Annotated in this window: 20 protein-coding genes and 1 pseudogene; 9 read left to right on the top strand and 12 right to left on the bottom strand. The window is 49.6% G+C overall.

The annotated features are described in order from the left end of the window. Positions 1 to 42 precede the first annotated feature (42 nt). The 5 genes from QUF18_RS00905 to QUF18_RS00885 all read right to left on the bottom strand — a co-directional run bounded on the left by QUF18_RS00905 (position 43) and on the right by QUF18_RS00885 (position 7,223). Complete coding sequence (locus tag QUF18_RS00905; RefSeq protein ID WP_289384400.1) at positions 43 to 2,652, bottom strand: sensor histidine kinase; 2,610 nt, start codon at positions 2,650 to 2,652, stop codon at positions 43 to 45. A 298-nt stretch (positions 2,653 to 2,950) separates the two neighbouring features. Next, the gene (gene ahcY / locus QUF18_RS00900) at positions 2,951 to 4,351 is read right to left on the bottom strand and encodes an adenosylhomocysteinase (RefSeq protein WP_289384399.1); all 1,401 of its coding nucleotides are present in this window, start codon (positions 4,349 to 4,351) and stop codon (positions 2,951 to 2,953) included. A 172-nt stretch (positions 4,352 to 4,523) separates the two neighbouring features. Then, positions 4,524 to 4,973, bottom strand: a complete 450-nt coding sequence (gene lysM, locus QUF18_RS00895; protein WP_289384396.1) for a peptidoglycan-binding protein LysM — start codon at positions 4,971 to 4,973, stop codon at positions 4,524 to 4,526. Between the two features lie 101 nt (positions 4,974 to 5,074). Beyond that, positions 5,075 to 5,515 carry an alternative ribosome rescue aminoacyl-tRNA hydrolase ArfB gene (arfB, locus tag QUF18_RS00890; RefSeq protein WP_289384394.1) on the bottom strand — a complete coding sequence of 147 codons (441 nt, stop codon included), beginning with the start codon at positions 5,513 to 5,515 and terminating at the stop codon, positions 5,075 to 5,077. Positions 5,516 to 5,612: 97 nt separating this feature from the next. Continuing rightward, positions 5,613 to 7,223 (bottom strand): phosphoenolpyruvate carboxykinase, encoded by a 1,611-nt coding sequence (locus QUF18_RS00885; RefSeq protein WP_289384390.1) that lies wholly within the window; start codon positions 7,221 to 7,223, stop codon positions 5,613 to 5,615. Between the two features lie 310 nt (positions 7,224 to 7,533). Between QUF18_RS00885 and QUF18_RS00880 the strand changes: the two genes are divergently transcribed. The 5 genes and pseudogenes from QUF18_RS00880 (at position 7,534) to QUF18_RS00860 (ending at position 11,981) form a co-directional block, all read left to right on the top strand. Beyond that, positions 7,534 to 8,253, top strand: a complete 720-nt coding sequence (locus QUF18_RS00880; protein ID WP_289384386.1) for a response regulator transcription factor — start codon at positions 7,534 to 7,536, stop codon at positions 8,251 to 8,253. 217 nt (positions 8,254 to 8,470) lie between these two features. Then, positions 8,471 to 10,219, top strand: a pseudogene (locus QUF18_RS00875) (stimulus-sensing domain-containing protein); the annotation flags it as partial. Positions 10,220 to 10,237: 18 nt separating this feature from the next. Then, the gene (locus QUF18_RS00870) at positions 10,238 to 10,711 is read left to right on the top strand and encodes an HPr kinase/phosphorylase (protein ID WP_289384382.1); all 474 of its coding nucleotides are present in this window, start codon (positions 10,238 to 10,240) and stop codon (positions 10,709 to 10,711) included. Positions 10,712 to 11,131: 420 nt separating this feature from the next. Beyond that, positions 11,132 to 11,533, top strand: a complete 402-nt coding sequence (locus QUF18_RS00865) for a PTS sugar transporter subunit IIA (RefSeq protein ID WP_289384380.1) — start codon at positions 11,132 to 11,134, stop codon at positions 11,531 to 11,533. 136 nt (positions 11,534 to 11,669) lie between these two features. Then, positions 11,670 to 11,981: an HPr family phosphocarrier protein gene (locus QUF18_RS00860; protein ID WP_289384378.1), complete on the top strand. Its 312-nt coding sequence runs from the start codon at positions 11,670 to 11,672 to the stop codon at positions 11,979 to 11,981. A 61-nt stretch (positions 11,982 to 12,042) separates the two neighbouring features. Here QUF18_RS00860 and coaA read toward each other — a convergent pair whose 3' ends face one another. The 7 genes from coaA to hisB form a co-directional block, all read right to left on the bottom strand. Continuing rightward, positions 12,043 to 12,999 (bottom strand): type I pantothenate kinase, encoded by a 957-nt coding sequence (gene coaA, locus QUF18_RS00855; protein ID WP_374806452.1) that lies wholly within the window; start codon positions 12,997 to 12,999, stop codon positions 12,043 to 12,045. A 51-nt stretch (positions 13,000 to 13,050) separates the two neighbouring features. Continuing rightward, complete coding sequence (locus tag QUF18_RS00850) at positions 13,051 to 13,374, bottom strand: phosphoribosyl-ATP diphosphatase (RefSeq protein ID WP_289384374.1); 324 nt, start codon at positions 13,372 to 13,374, stop codon at positions 13,051 to 13,053. 255 nt (positions 13,375 to 13,629) lie between these two features. Then, positions 13,630 to 14,433, bottom strand: a complete 804-nt coding sequence (hisF, locus tag QUF18_RS00845) for an imidazole glycerol phosphate synthase subunit HisF (protein WP_289384371.1) — start codon at positions 14,431 to 14,433, stop codon at positions 13,630 to 13,632. Then, positions 14,430 to 15,173 (bottom strand): 1-(5-phosphoribosyl)-5-[(5-phosphoribosylamino)methylideneamino]imidazole-4-carboxamide isomerase, encoded by a 744-nt coding sequence (gene hisA / locus QUF18_RS00840; RefSeq protein ID WP_289384368.1) that lies wholly within the window; start codon positions 15,171 to 15,173, stop codon positions 14,430 to 14,432. The genes hisF and hisA overlap by 4 nt, the downstream gene beginning before the upstream one ends. Continuing rightward, a complete protein-coding gene (gene hisH / locus QUF18_RS00835) occupies positions 15,170 to 15,820 on the bottom strand; it encodes an imidazole glycerol phosphate synthase subunit HisH (RefSeq protein WP_289384366.1) in 651 nt (216 codons plus the stop codon). Before hisH ends, hisA begins: the two co-directional genes overlap by 4 nt. Before the next feature lies 1 nt (position 15,821). Continuing rightward, positions 15,822 to 16,340 carry a DUF2628 domain-containing protein gene (locus QUF18_RS00830; protein WP_289384364.1) on the bottom strand — a complete coding sequence of 173 codons (519 nt, stop codon included), beginning with the start codon at positions 16,338 to 16,340 and terminating at the stop codon, positions 15,822 to 15,824. A gap of 2 nt (positions 16,341 to 16,342) precedes the next feature. Further along, positions 16,343 to 16,945, bottom strand: a complete 603-nt coding sequence (gene hisB / locus QUF18_RS00825) for an imidazoleglycerol-phosphate dehydratase HisB (protein ID WP_289384363.1) — start codon at positions 16,943 to 16,945, stop codon at positions 16,343 to 16,345. Between the two features lie 265 nt (positions 16,946 to 17,210). Between hisB and hslV the strand changes: the two genes are divergently transcribed. The 4 genes from hslV (at position 17,211) to QUF18_RS00805 (ending at position 20,899) form a co-directional block, all read left to right on the top strand. Beyond that, positions 17,211 to 17,768, top strand: coding sequence for an ATP-dependent protease subunit HslV (gene hslV / locus QUF18_RS00820; RefSeq protein WP_022709154.1), 558 nt, complete (start codon positions 17,211 to 17,213; stop codon positions 17,766 to 17,768). Positions 17,769 to 17,825: 57 nt separating this feature from the next. After that, the gene (locus QUF18_RS00815) at positions 17,826 to 18,425 is read left to right on the top strand and encodes a DUF2585 domain-containing protein (RefSeq protein WP_374806453.1); all 600 of its coding nucleotides are present in this window, start codon (positions 17,826 to 17,828) and stop codon (positions 18,423 to 18,425) included. 5 nt (positions 18,426 to 18,430) lie between these two features. Next, positions 18,431 to 19,738: an ATP-dependent protease ATPase subunit HslU gene (hslU, locus tag QUF18_RS00810; RefSeq protein WP_289384359.1), complete on the top strand. Its 1,308-nt coding sequence runs from the start codon at positions 18,431 to 18,433 to the stop codon at positions 19,736 to 19,738. A 261-nt stretch (positions 19,739 to 19,999) separates the two neighbouring features. Continuing rightward, positions 20,000 to 20,899 carry a DUF1402 family protein gene (locus QUF18_RS00805; RefSeq protein ID WP_289386067.1) on the top strand — a complete coding sequence of 300 codons (900 nt, stop codon included), beginning with the start codon at positions 20,000 to 20,002 and terminating at the stop codon, positions 20,897 to 20,899. The last annotated feature ends 109 nt before the right edge of the window (positions 20,900 to 21,008 follow it).

Below are 21,008 nucleotides of genomic sequence, written 5' to 3'. Positions count from 1 at the left end.
AAAAATAGTGATTTTGATGAGAAGAGCTATAGCTTAATCGTATTATTCTGCTGCCGCACGATAAATACGGGCATCCAGCGGAAAACGCACCAGAACAGTCGTGCCAGAAGATGGTGCAGTGCGGATATCAACGGTGCCGCCATGCAGCTCCACAAAACTTTTCACCAGCGACAGACCAAGCCCTGCCCCACGACGACGACCGCCATTGCTATGCGACTGGAAGCGCTTGAACACCGTATCCAGCACTTCTTTCGGCATGCCCGGACCATTATCATGTACGCTGAAGACAATATGATCATCACGACGGCGGATATCGAGGTCAATCTCCGAGCCTTCCGGTGCATAATTGGCTGCATTGCTCAGAAGATTGAACAAGACCTGATGCACACGATTGGCGTCACCACGGAAGCTGGTGTCCGCATCTTCAATTTTCACTTTTAGCGCAATATCATGTTCACGCAGACGATCCGCCACGCGTTCGCTGGCGGCCGTAACAGCCTCACGCACCACTACATCGCTGACATCCAGCTCCATAATACCGGCATCAACGGTCGCCAGATCCAGAATATCATTCACAATGGTCAGCAAGGTCAGCGATGAGGTGCTGATATGTTCAACATATTCGCGCTGACGGTTATTCAGCTCACCGAAGCCCGGTGTCTGCAACAGTTCCGTAAAGCCGATAATATTGGTCAGTGGCGAGCGCAACTCATAGGATACGTGCTGCACGAAATCATTCTTGATCTGGTCAGCCAGTTCCAGCGCTTCATTCTTATCTTTCAACGCCCGTTCCACATGCGCTGTATCCGACACATCGACAAAGGTCAGCATCATCTGGCCTTTTGGCAACGGCACTACGGCATAGGACAGAATTGTTCCGGTGGACAGTTCCGCCTGCCCCTGCGCGCCTTCGCGCTTATCGGCAATACCGGTTACAGCCGAGACGAATTCGTCCCAATAGCGGTCATCGGCCAGTTCTTTACATTGCTTGCGGATGACCGAAATATGCGTGCCTTCAACGGCAATTGTCGGCGGGATTGACCACAATTCGGCAAAAGCCGGATTGGACAGGCGAATACGACCATCAGCGCCAAACACGACCACACCTTCGGCCAGATGATCCAGCGTTTCGCCCTGCACCTTCATCAAAGTATTATAACGGCTTTCGAGATCGAATTTCTCGGTCATATTCTCGAAGAACCATGTCACGCCGCCCTGCGGATGCGGGTTGGCAACCACACGCAAGGTGCGGCTGTCCGGCAGATGCCACCAATGCTCCTGCGGATCAACGGCACGATAGGCCGAGAGCATGGATTCCTTCCAACGACGCCATTCCGGCTGTTCCGGCAATTTACCGTCACTACGCAAACCGTCAAACAACATGGCATTGCTCGGACGGCTTTCCAGATAGGCAATATCCAGCGACCACAATTTGGCAAAAGCCTGATTGAAGAATTGCAGCTTCATTTCCGGATCAAAAATCGCCACAGCGGTTGAGAGCTGATCCAGCGTTTCCGCATGGCTGCGGAGCGTGCGCTGCAATTCAGCCCGCACCTGCTCCAGATCGCTCATATTAGCTGCAAAACCGGCAGAACCGGCAGAACAAGAAACTTCAGCCACATCCAGCATATGGCGGTCGCCGCCAATAACGGTCGCCAGTCGATCACGGAAAGTCGCAATCGATGCGCCCTGCTGTCCTGTTAAAGGCACAGCAAGTTGCTGGTTTTGAGAGGCTCCGTCAGCAGACAAGACGCGTTCGCGTTCAATTTTTTGACGCGCCTGCTCACCCAGCAATTCACGCCCTTCCTGCAAGACCTGATCAAGATTGGTCGCACCGACAGCCTGCACATAGGCATTATTTGCCCAATTCAGACGCCCGTCGACATCCCGTGTCCAGACTGTCTGATCCAGACGATTCAGCAATGCATGCAGCATTGTCAGCGTGTCAGACAATTCATTATTCTGCATCTGCAAATGGGCAGCTCTGGCCTGAACACCATCAACATTGATGAAACGGGTAATCGCATAGGCACCGGTGGTCTGTCCCTGCACTTCCATCATCGTGCCATTATTGGTTTCAACCAGAAAATCAAACGAGCGACCATATTCACGCAGCGATAAAATCGCGCGTTCCAAGGCCACCACGGAATCGGTGCGTAACCAGCGTCCAAAACTTAAAAAGGCTGCAACATCCTGCGGGGCACCACTTTCAACTGGCAATTGCCCCAGCACTTCCGTCTGCATATTGTTTTGGGACGCTCCGCGCTTGGCAGGCTCTGCACCCGCCCAAACCACAATACGCTGATCTTTCAGATTAAGCAGGGTTTCGCTGCGTGTTACCGCATGGCTGAGATCAGCGACACGCGCACGCAAAGCACTGTTTTCGCGGTTCACACGGTTGCGGCTACGGATAATCCAGCTGACAGATAGGAGCGCGGCACCGGTTACACCCACAACAATCGCGAATTGCACAACCTCATTCGGGCCTAATGTGCTGCCGCCAGGCAAAGGAATACGCCCGATATCATAAGACTGGGCAAAACCGGCATTTGCTGAGAATAGGGAGAAAAACGAGGCAGCTGCGGCCAAAGCTTTGCGAAAATTACGGCTGATAGCAGAGCCTTTATTTCCTGATGCGCTGACACCTGACATGCCTTAAAATTCTCCGCCACAGCAAAAGCTGCTTCATATCTGTTTAAAAATCAGGGACAGAGAATTCTGCCCTCTCAGAAACGCGCCGCAAAATATAGAATCTGCGACCACTCTCGATTGTGTATTTTCGCATTATTGTGACCGTTCAATGAAGTTCTGAAACGGCAAAACATAGTGTCGAATCATACCACAATACAGGCACAGGGAATCAGATTGAAGCGCAGCACGCGCAAAAATAAAAACCGGAAGGATGTCAATCCTTCCGGTCACAATATCTAGTATGTCGATTAAACTATAGTTAATATCTGTAGTGGTCCGACTTGAAAGGCCCCTGCGGTGTAACGCCGATATATGCAGCCTGTTCCTCAGAAAGCACAGTCAGCTTCACGCCGAGCTTGGCCAGATGCAGACGTGCAACCTTTTCATCAAGGTGTTTCGGCAGCACATAGACCTCATTTTTATAATTTTCACCGCGGGTAAACAACTCGATCTGACCCAGCACCTGATTGGTGAAAGACGCGGACATCACAAAGCTCGGATGACCGGTCGCGTTGCCGAGATTAAGCAAACGTCCTTCTGACAACAGGATCAGACGTTTGTCATCCGGGAAGGTGATCATATCCACCTGCGGCTTGATATTGGTCCATTTCAGATTGCGCAGGGCACCCACCTGAATTTCATTATCAAAATGGCCGATATTACCGACAATCACCATGTCTTTCATCTTGCGCATATGCTCGATGGTGATGACATCTTTATTACCGGTGGTGGTAATCACGATATCCGCATCGGCTGCGGCATCATCCAGCGTTACGACTTCAAAACCGTCCATTGCTGCCTGCAGAGCGCAGATCGGATCAACTTCAGTGACCTTCACGCGGGCACCGGCACCAAGCAGAGACTGCGCCGAGCCTTTACCCACATCACCATAGCCGCAAACAACGGCGACTTTACCGGCCATCATCACATCAGTCCCGCGGCGGATGCCATCGACCAGCGATTCTTTACAGCCATATTTATTGTCGAATTTCGACTTGGTCACGCTGTCATTGACGTTAATCGCAGGGAAAGGCAGCTGACCGGCTCGCTGTAATTGATAAAGACGGTTCACACCGGTAGTGGTTTCTTCCGTCACACCTTTCAGTGCCGCACGCTGACGGGTGAAAAAGCCCGGTGTTTCAGCCATACGTTTTTTGATCTGCGCGAAAAGGATTTCTTCTTCTTCATTACCTGGATTGGATAAGACGTCCTCACCGGCCTCGGCACGGGCACCGATCAGAATATACATGGTAGCATCGCCACCATCATCGAGGATCAGGTTCGAAGGTTCACCATCCGGCCATTGAAAAATTTTGTCTGTGTAAGTCCAGTACTCTTCCAGCGTTTCGCCTTTAATGGCAAAAACCGGTGTGCCTTGTGCCGCGATAGCCGCAGCCGCATGATCCTGCGTCGAGAAAATATTGCAGGATGCCCAACGCACTTCAGCACCCAAGGCCTGCAATGTTTCAATCAGCACAGCTGTCTGGATTGTCATATGCAGGGAACCGGAAATACGCGCACCTTTGAGTGTCTGCTGCGGTCCGAATTCCTCACGTGATGCCATCAGACCCGGCATTTCTGTTTCCGCAATGATGATCTCTTTGCGTCCCCAGTCAGCCAGACCGATATCCTTGATGATATATTCTCCCGATACAGACATCTGCACTCCACCTTCAGTTGTTATAACGTCGATGCGCAATTTGTAGCAGATCAAACAAAGCGGCTCAAATAAAATATAAGGTAATCTTTATATCTTTATGTAAGAGAAATTCAGGCATAAAAAAGCCCCGCCTGTTATCAACGGCGGGGCTTTTTTATTGAAAATGGTTATTTTACGCCAAAGGCGGAATACGCAGAACCTGACCCGGATAGATTTTGTCCGGTGAGGTCAGCATTGGCTTATTGGCTTCAAAAATTTTCGGGTTTTTGTCGCCATGGCCTTTACCATACTGGGATTCAGCGATTTTCCAGAGATTATCGCCCTTTTTCACCGTATAGAAAACCGGTGCTGCGCCTTCTGCTGCGCCGTCAACTTTCAGCTCTGACGCTTCAACTTTGGAAACACCAAGAGAGTTACCGACAGCAATAATTGCTTTTTCAAAAGCAGACTGGTCCTTAACATTCCCTGTCAGCACAGCTTTGTCACCTTGGACAGAAACCTGTACATCGCCGGTACCGAGATTATGCGAATCCAGTTCCTTTTTCAGGTCATCCGCTTTGGGTTCATCGTCACCAAAACCAAGTTTGGTACCAACCGATTTCACAAAATCAAATATGCCCATTCCGTCTCTCCTTTTGGTGTCAATTACGATCCGATAAAGAATATAGGCAGATATATGAATTAAGAAAGCCGGTTGTTTAAAATAACCGCATTCCTGTCAGATTAGTCAGATTTGATCCGCTGGCGCATTTTCTTGACATCGGAGCGTCCTGATTTCGCTTTCAGGCGTCGCTCGACGGAGCCTTTGGTCGGTTTGGTTTTTCTGCGCGGTGGCGGTGGCGGCTTCGCAGCCTCCACAATCAAGGCAATCATACGATTGCGGGCATCTTCGCGATTTTTCTCCTGACTGCGAAAGCGGCTGGCTTCAATCAGGATTTCACCATCTTTATTAGCACGCTGGCCTGCAAGGCTCATAAGGCGCGCATAAACATCTTCCGGCAAATCGGCCTGTGATGCTGCAAAACGCAGCTGTACAGCCGTGGAAACCTTATTCACATTCTGTCCGCCGGGACCCGAAGAGCGAATAAAACTCTCTTCCAGCAGATTTTCGTGAATACTGATCCGGTTGGTAATGCGGATAAGATGTTTGTTTTGTTCCGTCATAGCCGCTTATACCGGAATATCCTGAAACTGCGAAGGTAAGTGTACAAATAAAAACGGCGCTCAAAGAGCGCCGTCTTATAAATTTACTTTTTGGTTCTTATTCAGCAGCAATTGCCAAAGATGGCGCTGCGGAACGCACTTCTGCATCCACATGGGTTTCAAACTTGGTAAAGTTCGTGATGAACATATTAGCAAGTTTTTTAGCCTGCGCATCATAGGCTGCTTTGTCCGCCCATGTTGAACGCGGATCAAGGATCTTTGAATCCACACCCGGAACAGCAACCGGCACTTCAAAGCCGAAATTCGGGTCTGTGCGGAATTCTGCACCATTGAGCGAACCGTCAAGCGCTGCGGAGAGCAGGGCGCGCGTTGCCTTGATCGGCATACGGTTGCCGGTACCGTAAGCACCACCGGTCCAACCGGTGTTGACCAGCCAGCAGTCAACTTTGTGCTCAGCAATCAGTTTACGCAGCAGATCGCCATATTCTGACGGATGGCGCGGCATGAAAGGCGCGCCAAAGCAGGTGGAGAAGGTTGCTTCCGGCTCGGTTACACCTTTTTCTGTACCGGCAACCTTAGCGGTATAACCGGACAGGAAGTGGTACATAGCCTGAGCAGGGGTCAGCTTGGCAATCGGAGGCATGACACCGAAAGCATCAGCAGTGAGCATGATGACGTTTTTCGGCTGACCGGCAGTACCGGTTTTGGATGCATTAGAGATGAAATCCAGCGGATAGGCTGCGCGGGTATTTTCTGTGCGCGAACCATCATTGAAATCCGGCTGGCGGTTTTCATCGAGAACAACATTTTCCAGCACAGTGCCGAAACGCTGTGTTGTGGAGTAAATTTCCGGTTCAGCTTCTGCGGAAAGACGGATGGTCTTGGCGTAGCAGCCGCCTTCAAAATTGAAGATGCCGTTTTCGCTCCAGCCATGCTCATCATCACCGATCAGCGTGCGTGTCGGATCAGCAGAGAGAGTGGTTTTACCGGTGCCGGACAGACCGAAGAAAATCGCGGTATCACCGTTTGGCGCTTCATTGGCCGAGCAATGCATTGGCATGATGCCTTTTGCAGGCAGAATGTAGTTCAGAGCGGTAAAGACCGACTTCTTCATTTCACCGGCATAGGAAGTACCGCCGATCAGCACAATTTTATTGACCAGATCGCAGGCGATCACAGTCTCGGAGCGGCAGCCGTATTTTTCAGGATCTGCACGGAAGGATGGCAGATCAATAATGGTCATTTCCGGCATGAAGCTCTGCAGAGCAGCAATTTCAGGACGGATCAGCAGGTTGCGGATGAATAGCGAGTGCCAGGCAAATTCGGTAACAACGCGAACCTTGATATTGTGCTCAGCGTCTGCACCACCGATCAGATCCTGAACGAACAGTTCTTTGCCTTTGGCGTGCTCGATGAAATCGGCATGCAGCTTGGCAAAGTTTTCCGGGCTCATCGGCTTGTTGTTATCCCACCAGATTTGTTCTTCAGTGGTTGCATCGCGCACAACGAATTTGTCTTTAGGGCTGCGGCCTGTGTGTTGGCCGGTAACGGCCATCAATGCACCCTGAGCGGTGAGGGTCGACTCGCTGCGGCGGATCGACTCTTCATAAAGCTGGGCAGGCCCAAAATTATAATAGACCGCGGCGAGGTCTTTTAGCCCCGACGTTGCAATGGAAGCAGCTGGGTTGCGATTGCCAGTCTCGATCATAATTTTCACTCGCAGTTTTAGTGGTTGGTCGACAGCGCATTTTCTCTCCGCGCTAAGGCAAAGTCACAACCAGATTAGCGAGACAATTTCAAATCTTTAATCGTTTAAAATTTTTTAAATTTTTTTTAAATCGTTTATATGGCAATTTATCTGACCGCTATCCACATAGAGCAAGTGTAAAAACAGGATGCAAATGGCAGGTAATTTAAATGAGAAAGTGCTGTCGCCTTACTTTGTACTTAATTTGTCCTGCTTAAAAGACGTGCTATATACGATAATCAGACACTATTAACCGAGGAGAAGCGACCTGATGAAGGAAGTTCCGGTAACACAGACCATTGCGCTCGTAGATGATGACCGTAATATCCTGACTTCTGTTTCCATTGCTCTGGAATCGGAAGGCTATCGGGTCGAGACCTACACAGACGGTGCATCGGCACTGGATGGTTTGACTGCCCGCCCGCCGAACCTCGCGATCTTTGATATTAAAATGCCACGCATGGATGGTATGGAGCTGCTCCGTCGTCTGCGTCAGAAATCCGATCTTCCGGTCATCTTTCTGACTTCGAAAGATGATGAGATTGATGAATTGTTCGGCCTGAAAATGGGCGCGGATGATTTTATCACCAAACCATTCTCGCAGCGCTTGCTGGTAGAACGTGTGAAAGCGGTTCTGCGTCGTGTGGCTGCCCGTGAAGGTGCGATTAAAAATCCGGGTCAGCCGACAAAATCATTGCAGCGCGGCCAGCTGGAAATGGATCAGGAGCGCCATACCTGCACATGGAAGGGCGAACCGGTCACACTCACAGTTACCGAATTCCTCATCCTGCATTCGCTGGCACAGCGTCCGGGTGTTGTAAAAAGTCGTGATGCGTTGATGGATGCAGCCTATGACGAGCAGGTCTATGTTGACGACCGCACGATCGACAGTCATATCAAACGCCTGCGTAAGAAGTTCAAAGTTGTTGATGACGATTTTGAAATGATTGAGACGCTTTATGGTGTTGGCTATCGCTTCCGCGAGGCGTAAGCCTCGCAAAATTAAGAAACACGAGGCGTAAGAGCTTCGCAGATATTAAAGCACTGAACATCATGCGTTTATGAGAAAATGCATGATGTTCAGTGTTTCAAGCTAAAGGAACTGATCGTTTTCAATGGTCGCTGAAACGGAAAACAGAAGCATAGAGCGGCGCAAGGAGCGTGTTGCACGCAGGCAGCGCTCGCTTGTCTGGCGACGTTTGTTTTCACCGCTGCGCCGGTTGCTGGGCAATTATGTCTTTTCCAGCCTCACCAAACGTATTCTGTTTCTCAACCTCGCAGCGCTGGCGGTACTGGTATCAGGGATTATGTATCTCAATCAGTTTCGTGATGGTCTGGTGGATGCGAAGATTGAAAGTCTCCTGACGCAAGGCAAAATTATTGCAGCATCGATTGCCTCTTCGGCAAGTGTCGATACCAATTCGATCATGATTGATCCGGATAAATTGCTGGAATTACAGGCCGGACAGAGCATTACGCCCTCACCGGATTCACCGGATAACTGGGAATTTCCGATTAATCCGGAAAAAGTCGCACCATTGCTGCGAACGCTGATTTCTCCGACCAGTACCCGTGCGCGTATCTACGACAATAATGCCAATATTCTGCTGGATTCCCGCCATCTCTATTCGCGTGGTCAGGTGCTGAGTTATGATTTGCCGGAGCTGGATGAAGAAGATCGCAGTCTGGGCGATCGCATCAGCATATGGTTCAATAATCTGATTAACCGCAACAGCCTGCCGCTTTATCAGGAGCAGCCGGGCGGTAATGGCTCGGTCTATCCGGAAGTGATTACAGCGCTCACCGGTTCTTCGGGCAAAGCGCAACGTCGCAATGAAAAAGGCGAGCTGGTTGTGTCTGTTGCCGTGCCGATCCAGCGCTACCGCGCGGTACTCGGCGTGCTGCTAATGTCGACCGAAGGCGGTGACATCGACAAGATTGTTCGCGGTGAGCGCAATGCGATCCTGCGCGTTTTCGTTGTTGTGTCACTGGTAATGGTTATCCTGTCACTGTTTTTGGCATCGACCATCGCCAACCCGCTGCGTAAATTGTCAGAGGCCGCTGATCGTGTGCGCCATGGTATTAAAGGCCGTGTGGAAATTCCGGACTTCTCTGATCGTCAGGATGAAGTCGGGCATCTCTCCACATCAATCCGCGATATGACCGATGCGCTATATGCGCGTATTGAGGCGATTGAAAGCTTTGCGGCGGATGTCAGCCATGAGCTGAAAAATCCGCTAACATCTCTACGCAGTGCGGTTGAAACGCTACCGCTGGCAAAAACCGACAGCGCTAAAACCCGCCTTCTGGATGTAATCCAGCATGATGTGCGCCGCCTCGATCGTCTGATTACCGATATTTCGGATGCATCCCGCCTTGATGCCGAGCTTGCCCGTGAACATACGGATCGCGTGGATATGGAAGCGCTGCTGAACAATATTGTTGCGGCAGCGAGAGAAGTGCGCCGCAATAAGGTCGGCACCAAAATTCTGCTCGATATCGGCAAATTACCGGCAGGTGCAAAAGGATTTTATTTACCTGGTCATGATTTGCGGCTTGGTCAGGTTGTGTCGAACCTGATTGAAAATGCACGTAGCTTTGTTCCGGAAGATAGCGGCGAGATCAAAGTCTCTCTGGCACATAAAGGAACAAAAGTTCAGGTGGTGATTGAGGATAATGGTCCGGGGATAGGTGCTGAAAATATCGAGCGTATTTTTGAGCGTTTTTATACGGATCGTCCGTCGTCTGAAGCTTTTGGTCAGAATTCCGGTCTGGGATTATCAATCAGCAGGCAGATTATTGAAGCGCATGGCGGCACACTGACAGCATCGAATATTCTTGATCCCAACAATCCTGAACATTGGCTGGGCGCACGTTTCCTGATTGAATTACCGGCGGAATTACCGGAAAATACCAAACGTCAGCGCACGCAGGTCGCACAAAATACGGAAAATTGATGAAAAGCGGAGAAACACATGACACAGTCTGATGGTTTTGTGTTTCACGCCACCTCATTGGTTCTCGGCTCTTTCGGTGTTTTATTATGCGGCAATTCCGGCTCGGGAAAATCGTCTTTGGCTTTGACACTGATTGAGCGGGCACATCAGGCTGGTCGTGTTGGGACGCTGATAGCAGACGACCAAACCATTATCAGCACAGATAATGAGAAACTGATCGCCTCAACACCTCCGGCCATTGCCGGAGCAATTGAAATTCGTGGCGCAGGCCTGTTTGAAGTTCCATACCAGCCACAAGCTGAAATCAACCTGCTGGTGGAACTGGTGTCTGCTGATAAAGCGCCGCGCTATCCGACGGATGAAATGCGCGAACTGGCCGGACTTATGGTGCCGGTTCTGACACTGCCTGAACTGACAGGTGATTGCGATTCGCTGCAATGTGCGAGAGCGATTGAAGCCACATTATTGATGAAACGCTGGGGCAGCAAATAAATTGTCTATCGCATAATTCCTAAAGCTTGAATCAGTTTAAGGTAGAATTATGCTGTAAATATAAAATGTTAGAGCGACCTTGTATAGCGCCCAAAAGGCGCACAGCGCTCTAAAATACAATATTTTTTAACGGCTAATTGATAAACTACCTTGGGATTTTGTGCGGCATAAGCGACGAAAATCATGGGGGCTTTATTTTTTGCTTGCACTCATTATTCTCGGTGCCAACATAGACGGTCTGGCCAATATTGAAAACCTGAGGTTAAAGTCAGGGCATATCGGTCAGAAGGCTTAGATTTTATGAAGATAGACCAGAACCGGTGGTTCAGGCAGAGATATAGCTTACAGGCTTTTATATTGTGAGTGCGACACGATTTTGAGTGCGGCAATGGAAAAGCGACCAGCAGGAGCAGTTACATAATGATCGGACTCGTGCTTGTTACGCACGGAAGGCTGGCCGAAGAGTTTCACCATGCTGTTGAGCATGTTGTCGGCCCTCAGGAACATTTCGAAACCGTTTGTATCGGTGCCGATGATGATATGGAAAAACGTCGTGAGGATATTGTCGCGGCGGTTGCTAGGGCTGATCTCGGACAGGGTGTGATTATCCTGACGGATATGTTTGGCGGAACACCTTCCAATCTGGCAATTTCGGTGCTTGATGCGGGCAGGGTTGAAGTGATTGCCGGTGTTAATCTTCCGATGCTGATCAAACTGACCAGTGTGCGCCAGTCCGGCGATATGGAAGTATCTTTGCGCGAGGCGCAGGACGCCGGCCGTAAATATATTAATGTTGCCAGTCAGGTACTGACGAGCAAATAACTAAGTCAGGTACTGCCGAGCAAGTAACTAAGTCAGGTACTGCCGAGCAAGTAACTAAGTCAGGTACTGCCGAGTTAATAACAAAATCAGCTACTGATTGTCGGTTAAGGCGTCATTTTTGACGGGAAAGTAAAATATGGCGCAAGTTGCTGTCAGCGGATGCTATGAGTCTGATAAGGCGGAAAGCCGTTCGTTTACGATTGTAAATAAGCGTGGTTTGCATGCACGGGCTTCAGCAAAATTCGTGCAGCTGGTGGATAGTTTTAATGCGCATGTCCGTGTTGAAAAAGACGGCATGAGCGTTGGCGGTACATCCATTATGGGCTTGATGATGCTCGCGGCGTCTCCCGGATGCTGCATTGAGGTTAGCGCCTGCGGGGTAGAGGCAGTCGCCGTACTTGATGCACTGGAGAAACTCGTTGGCGATAAGTTCGGCGAAGAATGCTGAGATCAGCATAACATTTTACAAAAAAAAGCACCGGTTTCCGGTGCTTTTTTTTGTTTTAAATTCAGATTTTACGCAGGGCCACTTCTTCAATCATATGATTTTCACCTTTACGCAAGATCAGATCCGCGCGTGGGCGTGTCGGCAGAATATTCTCAAACAGGTTTTTGAGATTGATATTCGTCCACAGACCTTCGGCAATCGACAATGCTGCCTCTTCCGATAATTGCGAATAACGATGGAAGAAGCTTTGCGGATCACGGAACGCCGTTTCACGCAATTTCATAAAACGATTGATGTACCATTTGTGGATCAGCACCGGATCAGCATCAATATAGATCGAGAAATCAAAGAAATCCGACACAAACGGCACGGCTTTGCCGTCTGCAGGCAGATCACGCACCTGCAACACATTAATGCCTTCGAAAATCAGAATATCCGGCCGGTCAATTTTCACGTACTCACCGGCAACCACGTCATAGGTCAGATGCGAATAGACCGGCGCCTCAACATGGCTCATCCCTGCCTTCATCGAAGACAGGAAGTTGAGAATAGCGCCGGCATCATAACTGTCCGGAAAGCCTTTACGCTCCATCCGGCCTTCAGCACGCAGCACTTCATTGGGATAGAGAAAGCCGTCAGTGGTCACCAGCTCGACTTTAGGGCTCGATGGCCAGCGGCGCAGCAATTCCTTCAGAATACGCGCTGTGGTCGATTTTCCGACGGCAACAGAACCGGCAATACCAATAATGAACGGTGTTTTGACCGTATCATCTTTCATCAGAAACTGTTTGCGCTGCTTATAAAGCGATTGCAGCGCCTCAACATGGGTGGACAGCAAACGCGACAGCGACAGATAAATACGACGCACTTCATCCAGATCCACCGGATCGTTGAGTGAGCGCAGACGTTTCACTTCATCCAATGTCAGGGTCAGCGGCGTATCGGCACGAAACTCTGCCCATTCCGCAGCGGTAAAAACCTGATAAGGTGAATAATGCGTCTTTTTAAAAAGATCCATGGAGTGCATATCGATCTCTGAATAAACTGGATTGCGAATAAAGGCTTCCGGTTATTCCGGTTTTCGTGCAGCTTTTTCCTGCAGACCAGTCTGAGACGTGCGTTTGTCCAGTTCCTGCATCACGGATTCCAGAGAGACCCCTGCAATTTTCCACACCACCATCAAATGATAGAGCAGATCAGCACTCTCCGAGATGACGGCTTTTTCATCCTGCATCATCGCCGCAATAACAGTTTCAACCGCTTCTTCGCCCAGTTTCTGGGCGGCCTTATGCTGACCTTTGGCAATCAATGAGGCCGTATAAGATGAGCCGTCTGTGGCCGCTGCGCGATTAGCAACAATCTGCTCAAGCTCAGCAAGGGTGAAATTTGTCATGCTGCACTCCCGTTTCAGTGCAATTTATGGAATGCGCGATAAGAATCCCGCACAGCAATGCCAGTGGTCTTTAAAGCAAATGAGGGATGAAAAGCACCCCTCATTGCATGAAACAACTTAATTTTACCAAAGAAACAGAGGTTTCTGTTTGAAAAACCTCTGAATATTTATAGCATTTCCAGCAAAAACGGGAACCGTTTTTTCGTCGGATAATGCGTAAAAACAAATAGTTACAGCGGTTCCAACGATTCAGCCTTAACTGGAACCGCTGTAATTCTGAACATCATCCAGACGCATAGCAATACCGTGGCTTGCCATATAGCGTTTGGCTTCTTCAATTGTGTAAGTGCCAAAATGGAAAATGGACGCTGCCAATACCGCACTGGCATGGCCTTCTTTAACACCAGCCACCAGATCATCCAATGAGCCGACACCACCGGAGGCAATCACCGGAACGCTCACAGCATCTGCCACAGCGCGGGTCAGCGCCAGATCATAACCCACTTTAGTGCCATCACGATCCATCGAGGTCAGCAGGATTTCCCCTGCCCCGCGATCAACCATTGTGCGGGCAAATTCAATCGCATCCAGACCGGTTGCATTGCGGCCGCCATGGGTGAAAATCTCCCAGCGATCCGCCTCTCCTGCCCCCGATACTTTCTTGGCATCCACAGCGACAACAATGCACTGATTGCCGAATTTATCGGCTGCTTCTGCAATCAGATCAGGATTTTGTACGGCAGCAGTATTGATTGAAACCTTGTCAGCACCGGCCAGCAAAAGTTTGCGGATATCAGCAACAGCACGCACACCACCACCAACAGTCAGCGGCATGAAACATTGCTCAGCGGTACGCGCAATCACATCGAAAATCGTCTCGCGATTGTCGGAAGATGCGGTGATATCAAGAAAGCATAATTCGTCAGCGCCCGCTGCATCATAGGCTTTTGCAGCTTCCACCGGATCACCGGCATCAATCAGATCTACGAAATTAACACCTTTTACCACCCTGCCGTCTTTCACATCAAGACAAGGAATAACGCGTGCTTTTAAAGTCATTGGCTTGCCTCCGGTGCTGATTTCAACAGTGCCAGTGCTTCAGCCGGATCAATACGACCATCATAAAGTGCACGACCGGAAATCGCACCTTCAAGCTTGCGGGCGTCAAGCTGCGTCATCCGATGAATATCATCCATCGAGGCCAAACCGCCGGAAGCAATTACCGGAATAGAAACGGCTTCTGCCAACGCCAGAGTTGAAGGCCAGTTGATGCCTGCCAGAATACCGTCGCGGTCAATATCCGTATAGATAATGGCTGCGACCCCTGCCCCTTCAAATTTCTGCGCCAGTTCAATCACGCCGAGTTCTGAAGCCTCTGCCCAGCCCTCTACCGCAACTTTGCCGCCTTTGGCATCAATGCCGACGGCCACTTTGCCCGGAAATTCTTTACAAGCTTCAATCACCAGCTGCGGATCGCGTACAGCGATTGTGCCAAGAATGACACGGGAAAGCCCTTTGGAAAGCCATGCCTCAATATGCTCCAGCGTGCGGATACCGCCGCCGAGCTGAACCGGATTTTTGGTTGCTTTTAGAATAGCCTCCACGGCCGTGCCATTGACACTGGAACCGGCAAAAGCGCCGTTCAGATCAACCACATGAAGCCACTCAAATCCCTGATCTTCAAAGGCTTTCGCCTGAGCTGCAGGATCAGTGTTATAAACCGTGGACTGGTTCATATCACCCAGTTTCAGGCGAACGCATTCACCGTCTTTCAGGTCAATTGCCGGAAAAAGTATCATGGCTTCCACTTCAGGAAATTAGTAATGAGTTTAAGGCCGAGGCGCTGGCTTTTTTCCGGATGGAACTGCGTGCCAACAATATTATCGCGTGCAATTGCCGCCGTAACGGTTTCGCCATAGCTGGTGGTTGCCAGCACATCAGCGCTGTTTTTCACATCAAACATATAGGAATGCACGAAATAGGCATGCAAACCATGCTCCCCGGTCGCAATATTTTTGAAAACCGGATGATCGTGCTTGAGTTCAATCGTATTCCAGCCGATCTGCGGAATTTTCAAAGCAGGATCAGACGGCTTCATCTCGCGCACATCGCCTTGCACCCAGTTCAAGCCATTGGTTGTGCTTTTTTCCAAGCCCCGCGTTGAAAGCAGCTGCATACCCACGCAAACACCGAGAAACGGCCGTGCTTTATGCTGAACAGCCTCATCCAGAGCATCGACCATACCGGCAACAGCATCCAGTCCGCGGCGGCAATCGGCATAGGCACCCACACCCGGCAGCACAATATGATCTGCGGCCAGCACGGCTTTGGCATCACTGGTCACGTCCACATGAATGGGACTGCCCATATCCGATACCGCACGTTCAAAAGCCTTGGCTACCGATTTGAGATTTCCGGAACCATAATCAATAATGGCAACACGCATGTCACGACCTTCCGTGATATTCAACCAGACCGATCATAGTGTTCTCCGCATCGGGCGCACTATTGCCGGTTGTGCTTTTCAACACTGCTTTGGCGGGAGTATCAGCCGGAGGCTCCGCTTTTTCAGCAGGTTTTGACGCACCATAAAAATAAAGAATTTCCGCATCGCTCAAGTCATTGGCACTGATCAGTGCCACCTCCTCATAACCTTTGCGTCTGAGAGCCGTGAGATACCAGTTACGCCCTTCCAGCGCAACAAACAGCGACAGCAAAAGTGACAGGCCGGAAACGACAAAAGCTAAGGAAAGATATGAGCCTAAAACGCTGAATGCGCCCCAGCTGATCAGGGCAACCATCAGCGCATGCCACCACAGCCGATGCGTAAGCAGCCAAAAAAATGGCAAGATCAGAGCAAAGACGGTAAACTCATCGCGCACGAAAATCGTATGGTCACCGCTGACAGCTTTAGCCGGTTTCAGTTTCACTGCATCCGTTGGTTCCAGAACGATATAGCTGGCCATAATCAGCCTTTCAGCGTACCTTTTGTCGAAGGAATGGCATCTTTCTGCCGCGGATCGGTTTCAATCGCCATACGCAATGCGCGTGCCACAGCCTTGAAACAGGTCTCAGCAATATGATGATTATTGGTACCATAACGCATATTCACATGCAGGGTAATGCCAGCATTCTGCGCCAGCGCCTGAAAAAATTCCCGCACCAGTTCTGTATCGAATGTACCGATTTTCGGCGCATTGAATGCCACATTCCAAACCAGAAACGGACGACCGGATACATCCAGCGCCGCAGAGGTCAGTGTCTCGTCCATGGCGAGATCAATCGAAGCATAACGCACAATACCGCGGCGCTCACCCAGAGCTTCCGCAATAGCCTTACCGATCGCAATACCGGTATCTTCAACCGTATGATGGTCATCAATATGCGTATCACCCTTGGTGGTGATATTCATATCAATCAGCGAATGTCGCGATAATTGCTCCAGCATATGATCGAAAAAGCCAACGCCGGTCGAAATATCGAAACGACCCGTACCATCCAGAAAAACCTCAGCTTCAATGCTGGTTTCTTTGGTGCTGCGGCTGACTTTTACTGTACGCTGATTGCTCATATTGATAACCCGATCTTGTTCTTCTCCGACCTTGTTCTAGAGCACATCCCGAAAAGTGTGAAGCGGTTTTCGGGTAAGATGTGCTTTAATTCAAACAAGCAGAGCATTTCCAAAAATTCTAATAATTACAAATGCTCTGTACAGTGCCGGAGTTTTGCCAAATGCTTTGATCATACAGGGTGTATTATTGTCCGTTGTAATTTACGTATGAGAACATAAATACAGCAGATCGATTTGATGAAGACCAATCAGCGGAGTTGCGCAAATGATTGAACATAATCCGAATACAATTTACGGCACCACCATTGTTACCGTGCGCAAGGGCAATAAAGTGGTGATCGCCGGTGACGGACAGGTGTCGCTTGGCCAGACCATTATGAAGGGCAATGCCCGCAAAGTGCGTCGTATCGGCAAAGGCGGCAGCGTGATTACCGGTTTTGCCGGTGCGACAGCCGATGCTTTCACCCTGCTAGAGCGACTGGAAGCCAAACTGGAGCAATATCCCGATCAGCTGATGCGCGCATCCGTAGAACTGGCTAAAGACTGGCGTACAGACCGCTATTTGCGCAAGCTGGAAGCGATGATGCTTGTTGCAGATAAGAACATTACGCTGGCCATTACCGGTCTGGGTGACGTTCTGGAGCCGGAAAACGGTGTGATGGCGATTGGTTCCGGCGGCAATTATGCCCTGTCGGCAGCACGTGCATTGATTGACACAGATATGGATGCAGAGACCATTGCCCGTAAAGCAATGACCATTGCCGCTGAAATTTGTGTCTACACAAACAGCAATTTCACCGTAGAAAGTCTTGATTGCGCGTAAGAAGCTGCCAATTATGCGAAAACTAAATTTAATTCTGTTTTTCGCTAAAGGTATATTGTGAACGCATCACCAGTTTCATCTCAAGCAACCGGCTCATCGTGGCCATGGGGTAAAATCCTGCTCATTATCGGGATAACAACAGCCATACAGGCGGTTATCCTTTATATGATGGGGCGTGTGCCGGTCTGCGAATGCGGAACAATCCGTCTCTTCGTGAATGAAGTGAACAGCAACGAAAATTCCCAGCAATTCTTTGACTGGTATACGCTGTCCCACATCATTCACGGGTTTCTTTTTTACGGATTGTTCTGGCTGATTGCACCAAAAGCACCGCTGCATGTGCGGTTGCTGCTGGCGCTTGGATTAGAAATCAGCTGGGAGCTGGTTGAGAATTCGAATTTCATTATTGATCGCTACCGTGCCAATACATCTTCCGTAGATTATTTCGGCGACAGTATCCTCAATTCCGTATTCGATACACTCTCCATGGTTCTGGGCTTTTTTCTTGCAGCCCGGCTTCCTATATGGGTGATAGTCACCACGGCAATATTTTTCGAAATTCTTGCCCTTATCGTTATTCGAGACAACCTCATTCTTAATGTTATCATGCTGCTGCATCCGTTCGACTTTATCCGGCAGTGGCAAAGCGGATCCTGATAAATATGACCACATTTTCTCCCCGTGAAATCGTCTCTGAGCTTGATCGCTTCATTATCGGTCAGAATGCTGCCAAACGCGCTGTAGCTATTGCTCTGCGTAATCGCTGGCGCCGTCAGCAGCTGCAAGGCCAGATGCGCGAAGAAGTGATGCCGAAGAATATTCTGATGATCGGGCCTACCGGTGTCGGTAAAACAGAAATTTCACGCCGTCTTGCCAAACTGGCCGGTGCGCCTTTCATCAAGGTAGAGGCAACCAAATTCACAGAAGTCGGCTATGTCGGCCGCGATGTGGAGCAGATCATCCGTGATCTGGTGGAAATCGCCATTGGTCTTGTCCGCGAGAAAAAGCGCGAAGAGGTGAAAGCCAAAGCCCATATCAATGCGGAAGAGCGCGTGCTGGATGCACTGGTCGGCAAAACAGCCAGCCCTGCAACCCGTGACAGTTTCCGTAAAAAACTGCGTGAAGGCGATCTCGACGACAAAGAGATCGAGATTGAAATTGCCGATACCAGCTCGGGTATGCCGGGTTTTGAAATTCCGGGTATGCCGGGTGCCAATATTGGTATGATCAATTTGAGCGATATGCTTGGCAAAGCGATGGGTGGCCGTACAAAGCCACGCAAAACAAGCGTCAAAGAATCCTATGCGCTGCTGATCAATGATGAATCCGACAAGCTGCTGGATCAGGATCAGGTGACACAGGAAGCGCTGGAAGCAACCCAGAATGACGGTATCGTTTTCCTTGATGAGATCGACAAGATTGCATCGCGTGAAGGCGGCACAGGGGCAGGGGTTTCCCGCGAAGGTGTGCAGCGTGATTTGCTGCCACTCGTCGAAGGCACGACTGTAGCGACCAAATACGGACCGGTCAAAACCGACCATATTCTGTTTATTGCCTCCGGTGCGTTCCATGTGGCCAAGCCATCGGATCTCTTGCCGGAATTGCAGGGTCGTCTGCCGATCCGTGTTGAGCTTAACGCCCTTACACGCGAAGATTTTCGCTCGATCCTCACCGAAACTGAAGTGAGCCTTCTGAAACAATATGTGGCGCTGATGGCCACAGAAGAAGTGACGCTGGAAATTACCGATGATGCAATTGATGCGCTGGCGGATATTGCCGTTGATCTCAATTCCACCATTGAAAACATTGGTGCGCGGCGTTTACAGACAGTGATGGAAAAAGTGCTGGATGATATTTCATTCAACGCACCGGATAAAGGCGGCTCGGTCTTTACTGTTGATGCCGCTTATGTGCGCAACAGCATTGGTGATCTGGCCAAGAATATCGATTTGTCACGCTTTATTCTGTGATGGGGCTATAGGCTCGAACATCAGCATTGTGTGACATTCACACATCAGATGCAGTTAAGTTTTGAAACCCTCTCGACTTGTGCGCGAGGGTTTCTTATTTTCTGCGCGAAGTTAAAATGCGTGCTTTCCTGAAATTCTTTTAGTATTGAGAGCAAGTGCAAACGGAGCAAAATACCTATGAATCTCGGCCATCCTTTTAAAAAGATCGTAATCGCTGCCGGTACAGGTATTTTTGGCTTCACAATCATTTCAGGTACACTCATGTCAGCCGCACACGCTACAACAGTTGTACCGGCAGGCAACCGTAATGCCGAGCAGCCGCCAATTCCCGGCGCTTCCGCCAAGCGTACGAAAAAGCTGAATACGACCTATGAAGCGAAATATCAGAAGATTTATACACTTCTGAAAACCGACCGAAATCTGCGCTCAAAAATCAAATCAACGGCAGCCGCCTATAATATTGATCCGGTTCATATTGCCGGCGCGATCATTGGTGAGCACACCTATAATGTTGATGCCTATGACCAGTTACAGACCTATTATGTTAAAGCGATTTCCTATGTGAAACAGGGTGTGAGCTTTGAATATAAAGGCGAGGCTGTCGGTGATTTCATCAAACGCCCTGAATTTACAAAATGCTCCGGCCTGTCCGACAGCTATTCTCTGTGGGTCTGCCGTGAAAATATCTGGGATGCACAATTCCGCGGTAAAACAGTCGGTGGTAATTCTTATCCGAATAACCGTTTTGCTGCCGTGTTTTTCCAGCCTTTCTATGCCGGACAGACCTTTGGTCTCGGCCAGATCAGCCCGCTAACCGCACTGCAAATGTCAGACATGGTCAACCGTATTTCCGGCCTGCCAAAACTCAATGCTGAAAATGGTGCGCAGGTTTATAAAACAATTATGGATCCTGATCTGAGTCTGGCCTACATGGCGGCAACGATCAAACATTCCATCAATTCCTACAAGAAATATGCCGATTTCGATATTTCAAAAAATCCGGGCATTACAGCGACTTTGTATAATACCGGCGGTGCAGATGCCCGCGCCCGCGCGCTGGCTGGTGCCAATGCGGGCAAGCCGAATAAACAGATGCCACAGGAAAATTACTATGGCTGGCTGGTTAATTCCAAAATGGATGATTTGAAATCACTGTTTTAAGCCAAACAGTTAAAGCATGTCGCGCTCAAATGAATTCATTTGAGCTACCGCGAACATGCGACAATTAAAAGAATTGAGACGCGAGCGCAGTGGGTACGATTAAACGCGA

It is taken from the genome of Pseudochrobactrum kiredjianiae, from assembly GCF_030362795.1.
GTDB lineage: Bacteria > Pseudomonadota > Alphaproteobacteria > Rhizobiales > Rhizobiaceae > Pseudochrobactrum > Pseudochrobactrum kiredjianiae.
The sequence above is the reverse complement of the archived record's forward strand: the minus strand, read 5'-3'. Positions and strand labels throughout refer to the sequence as shown.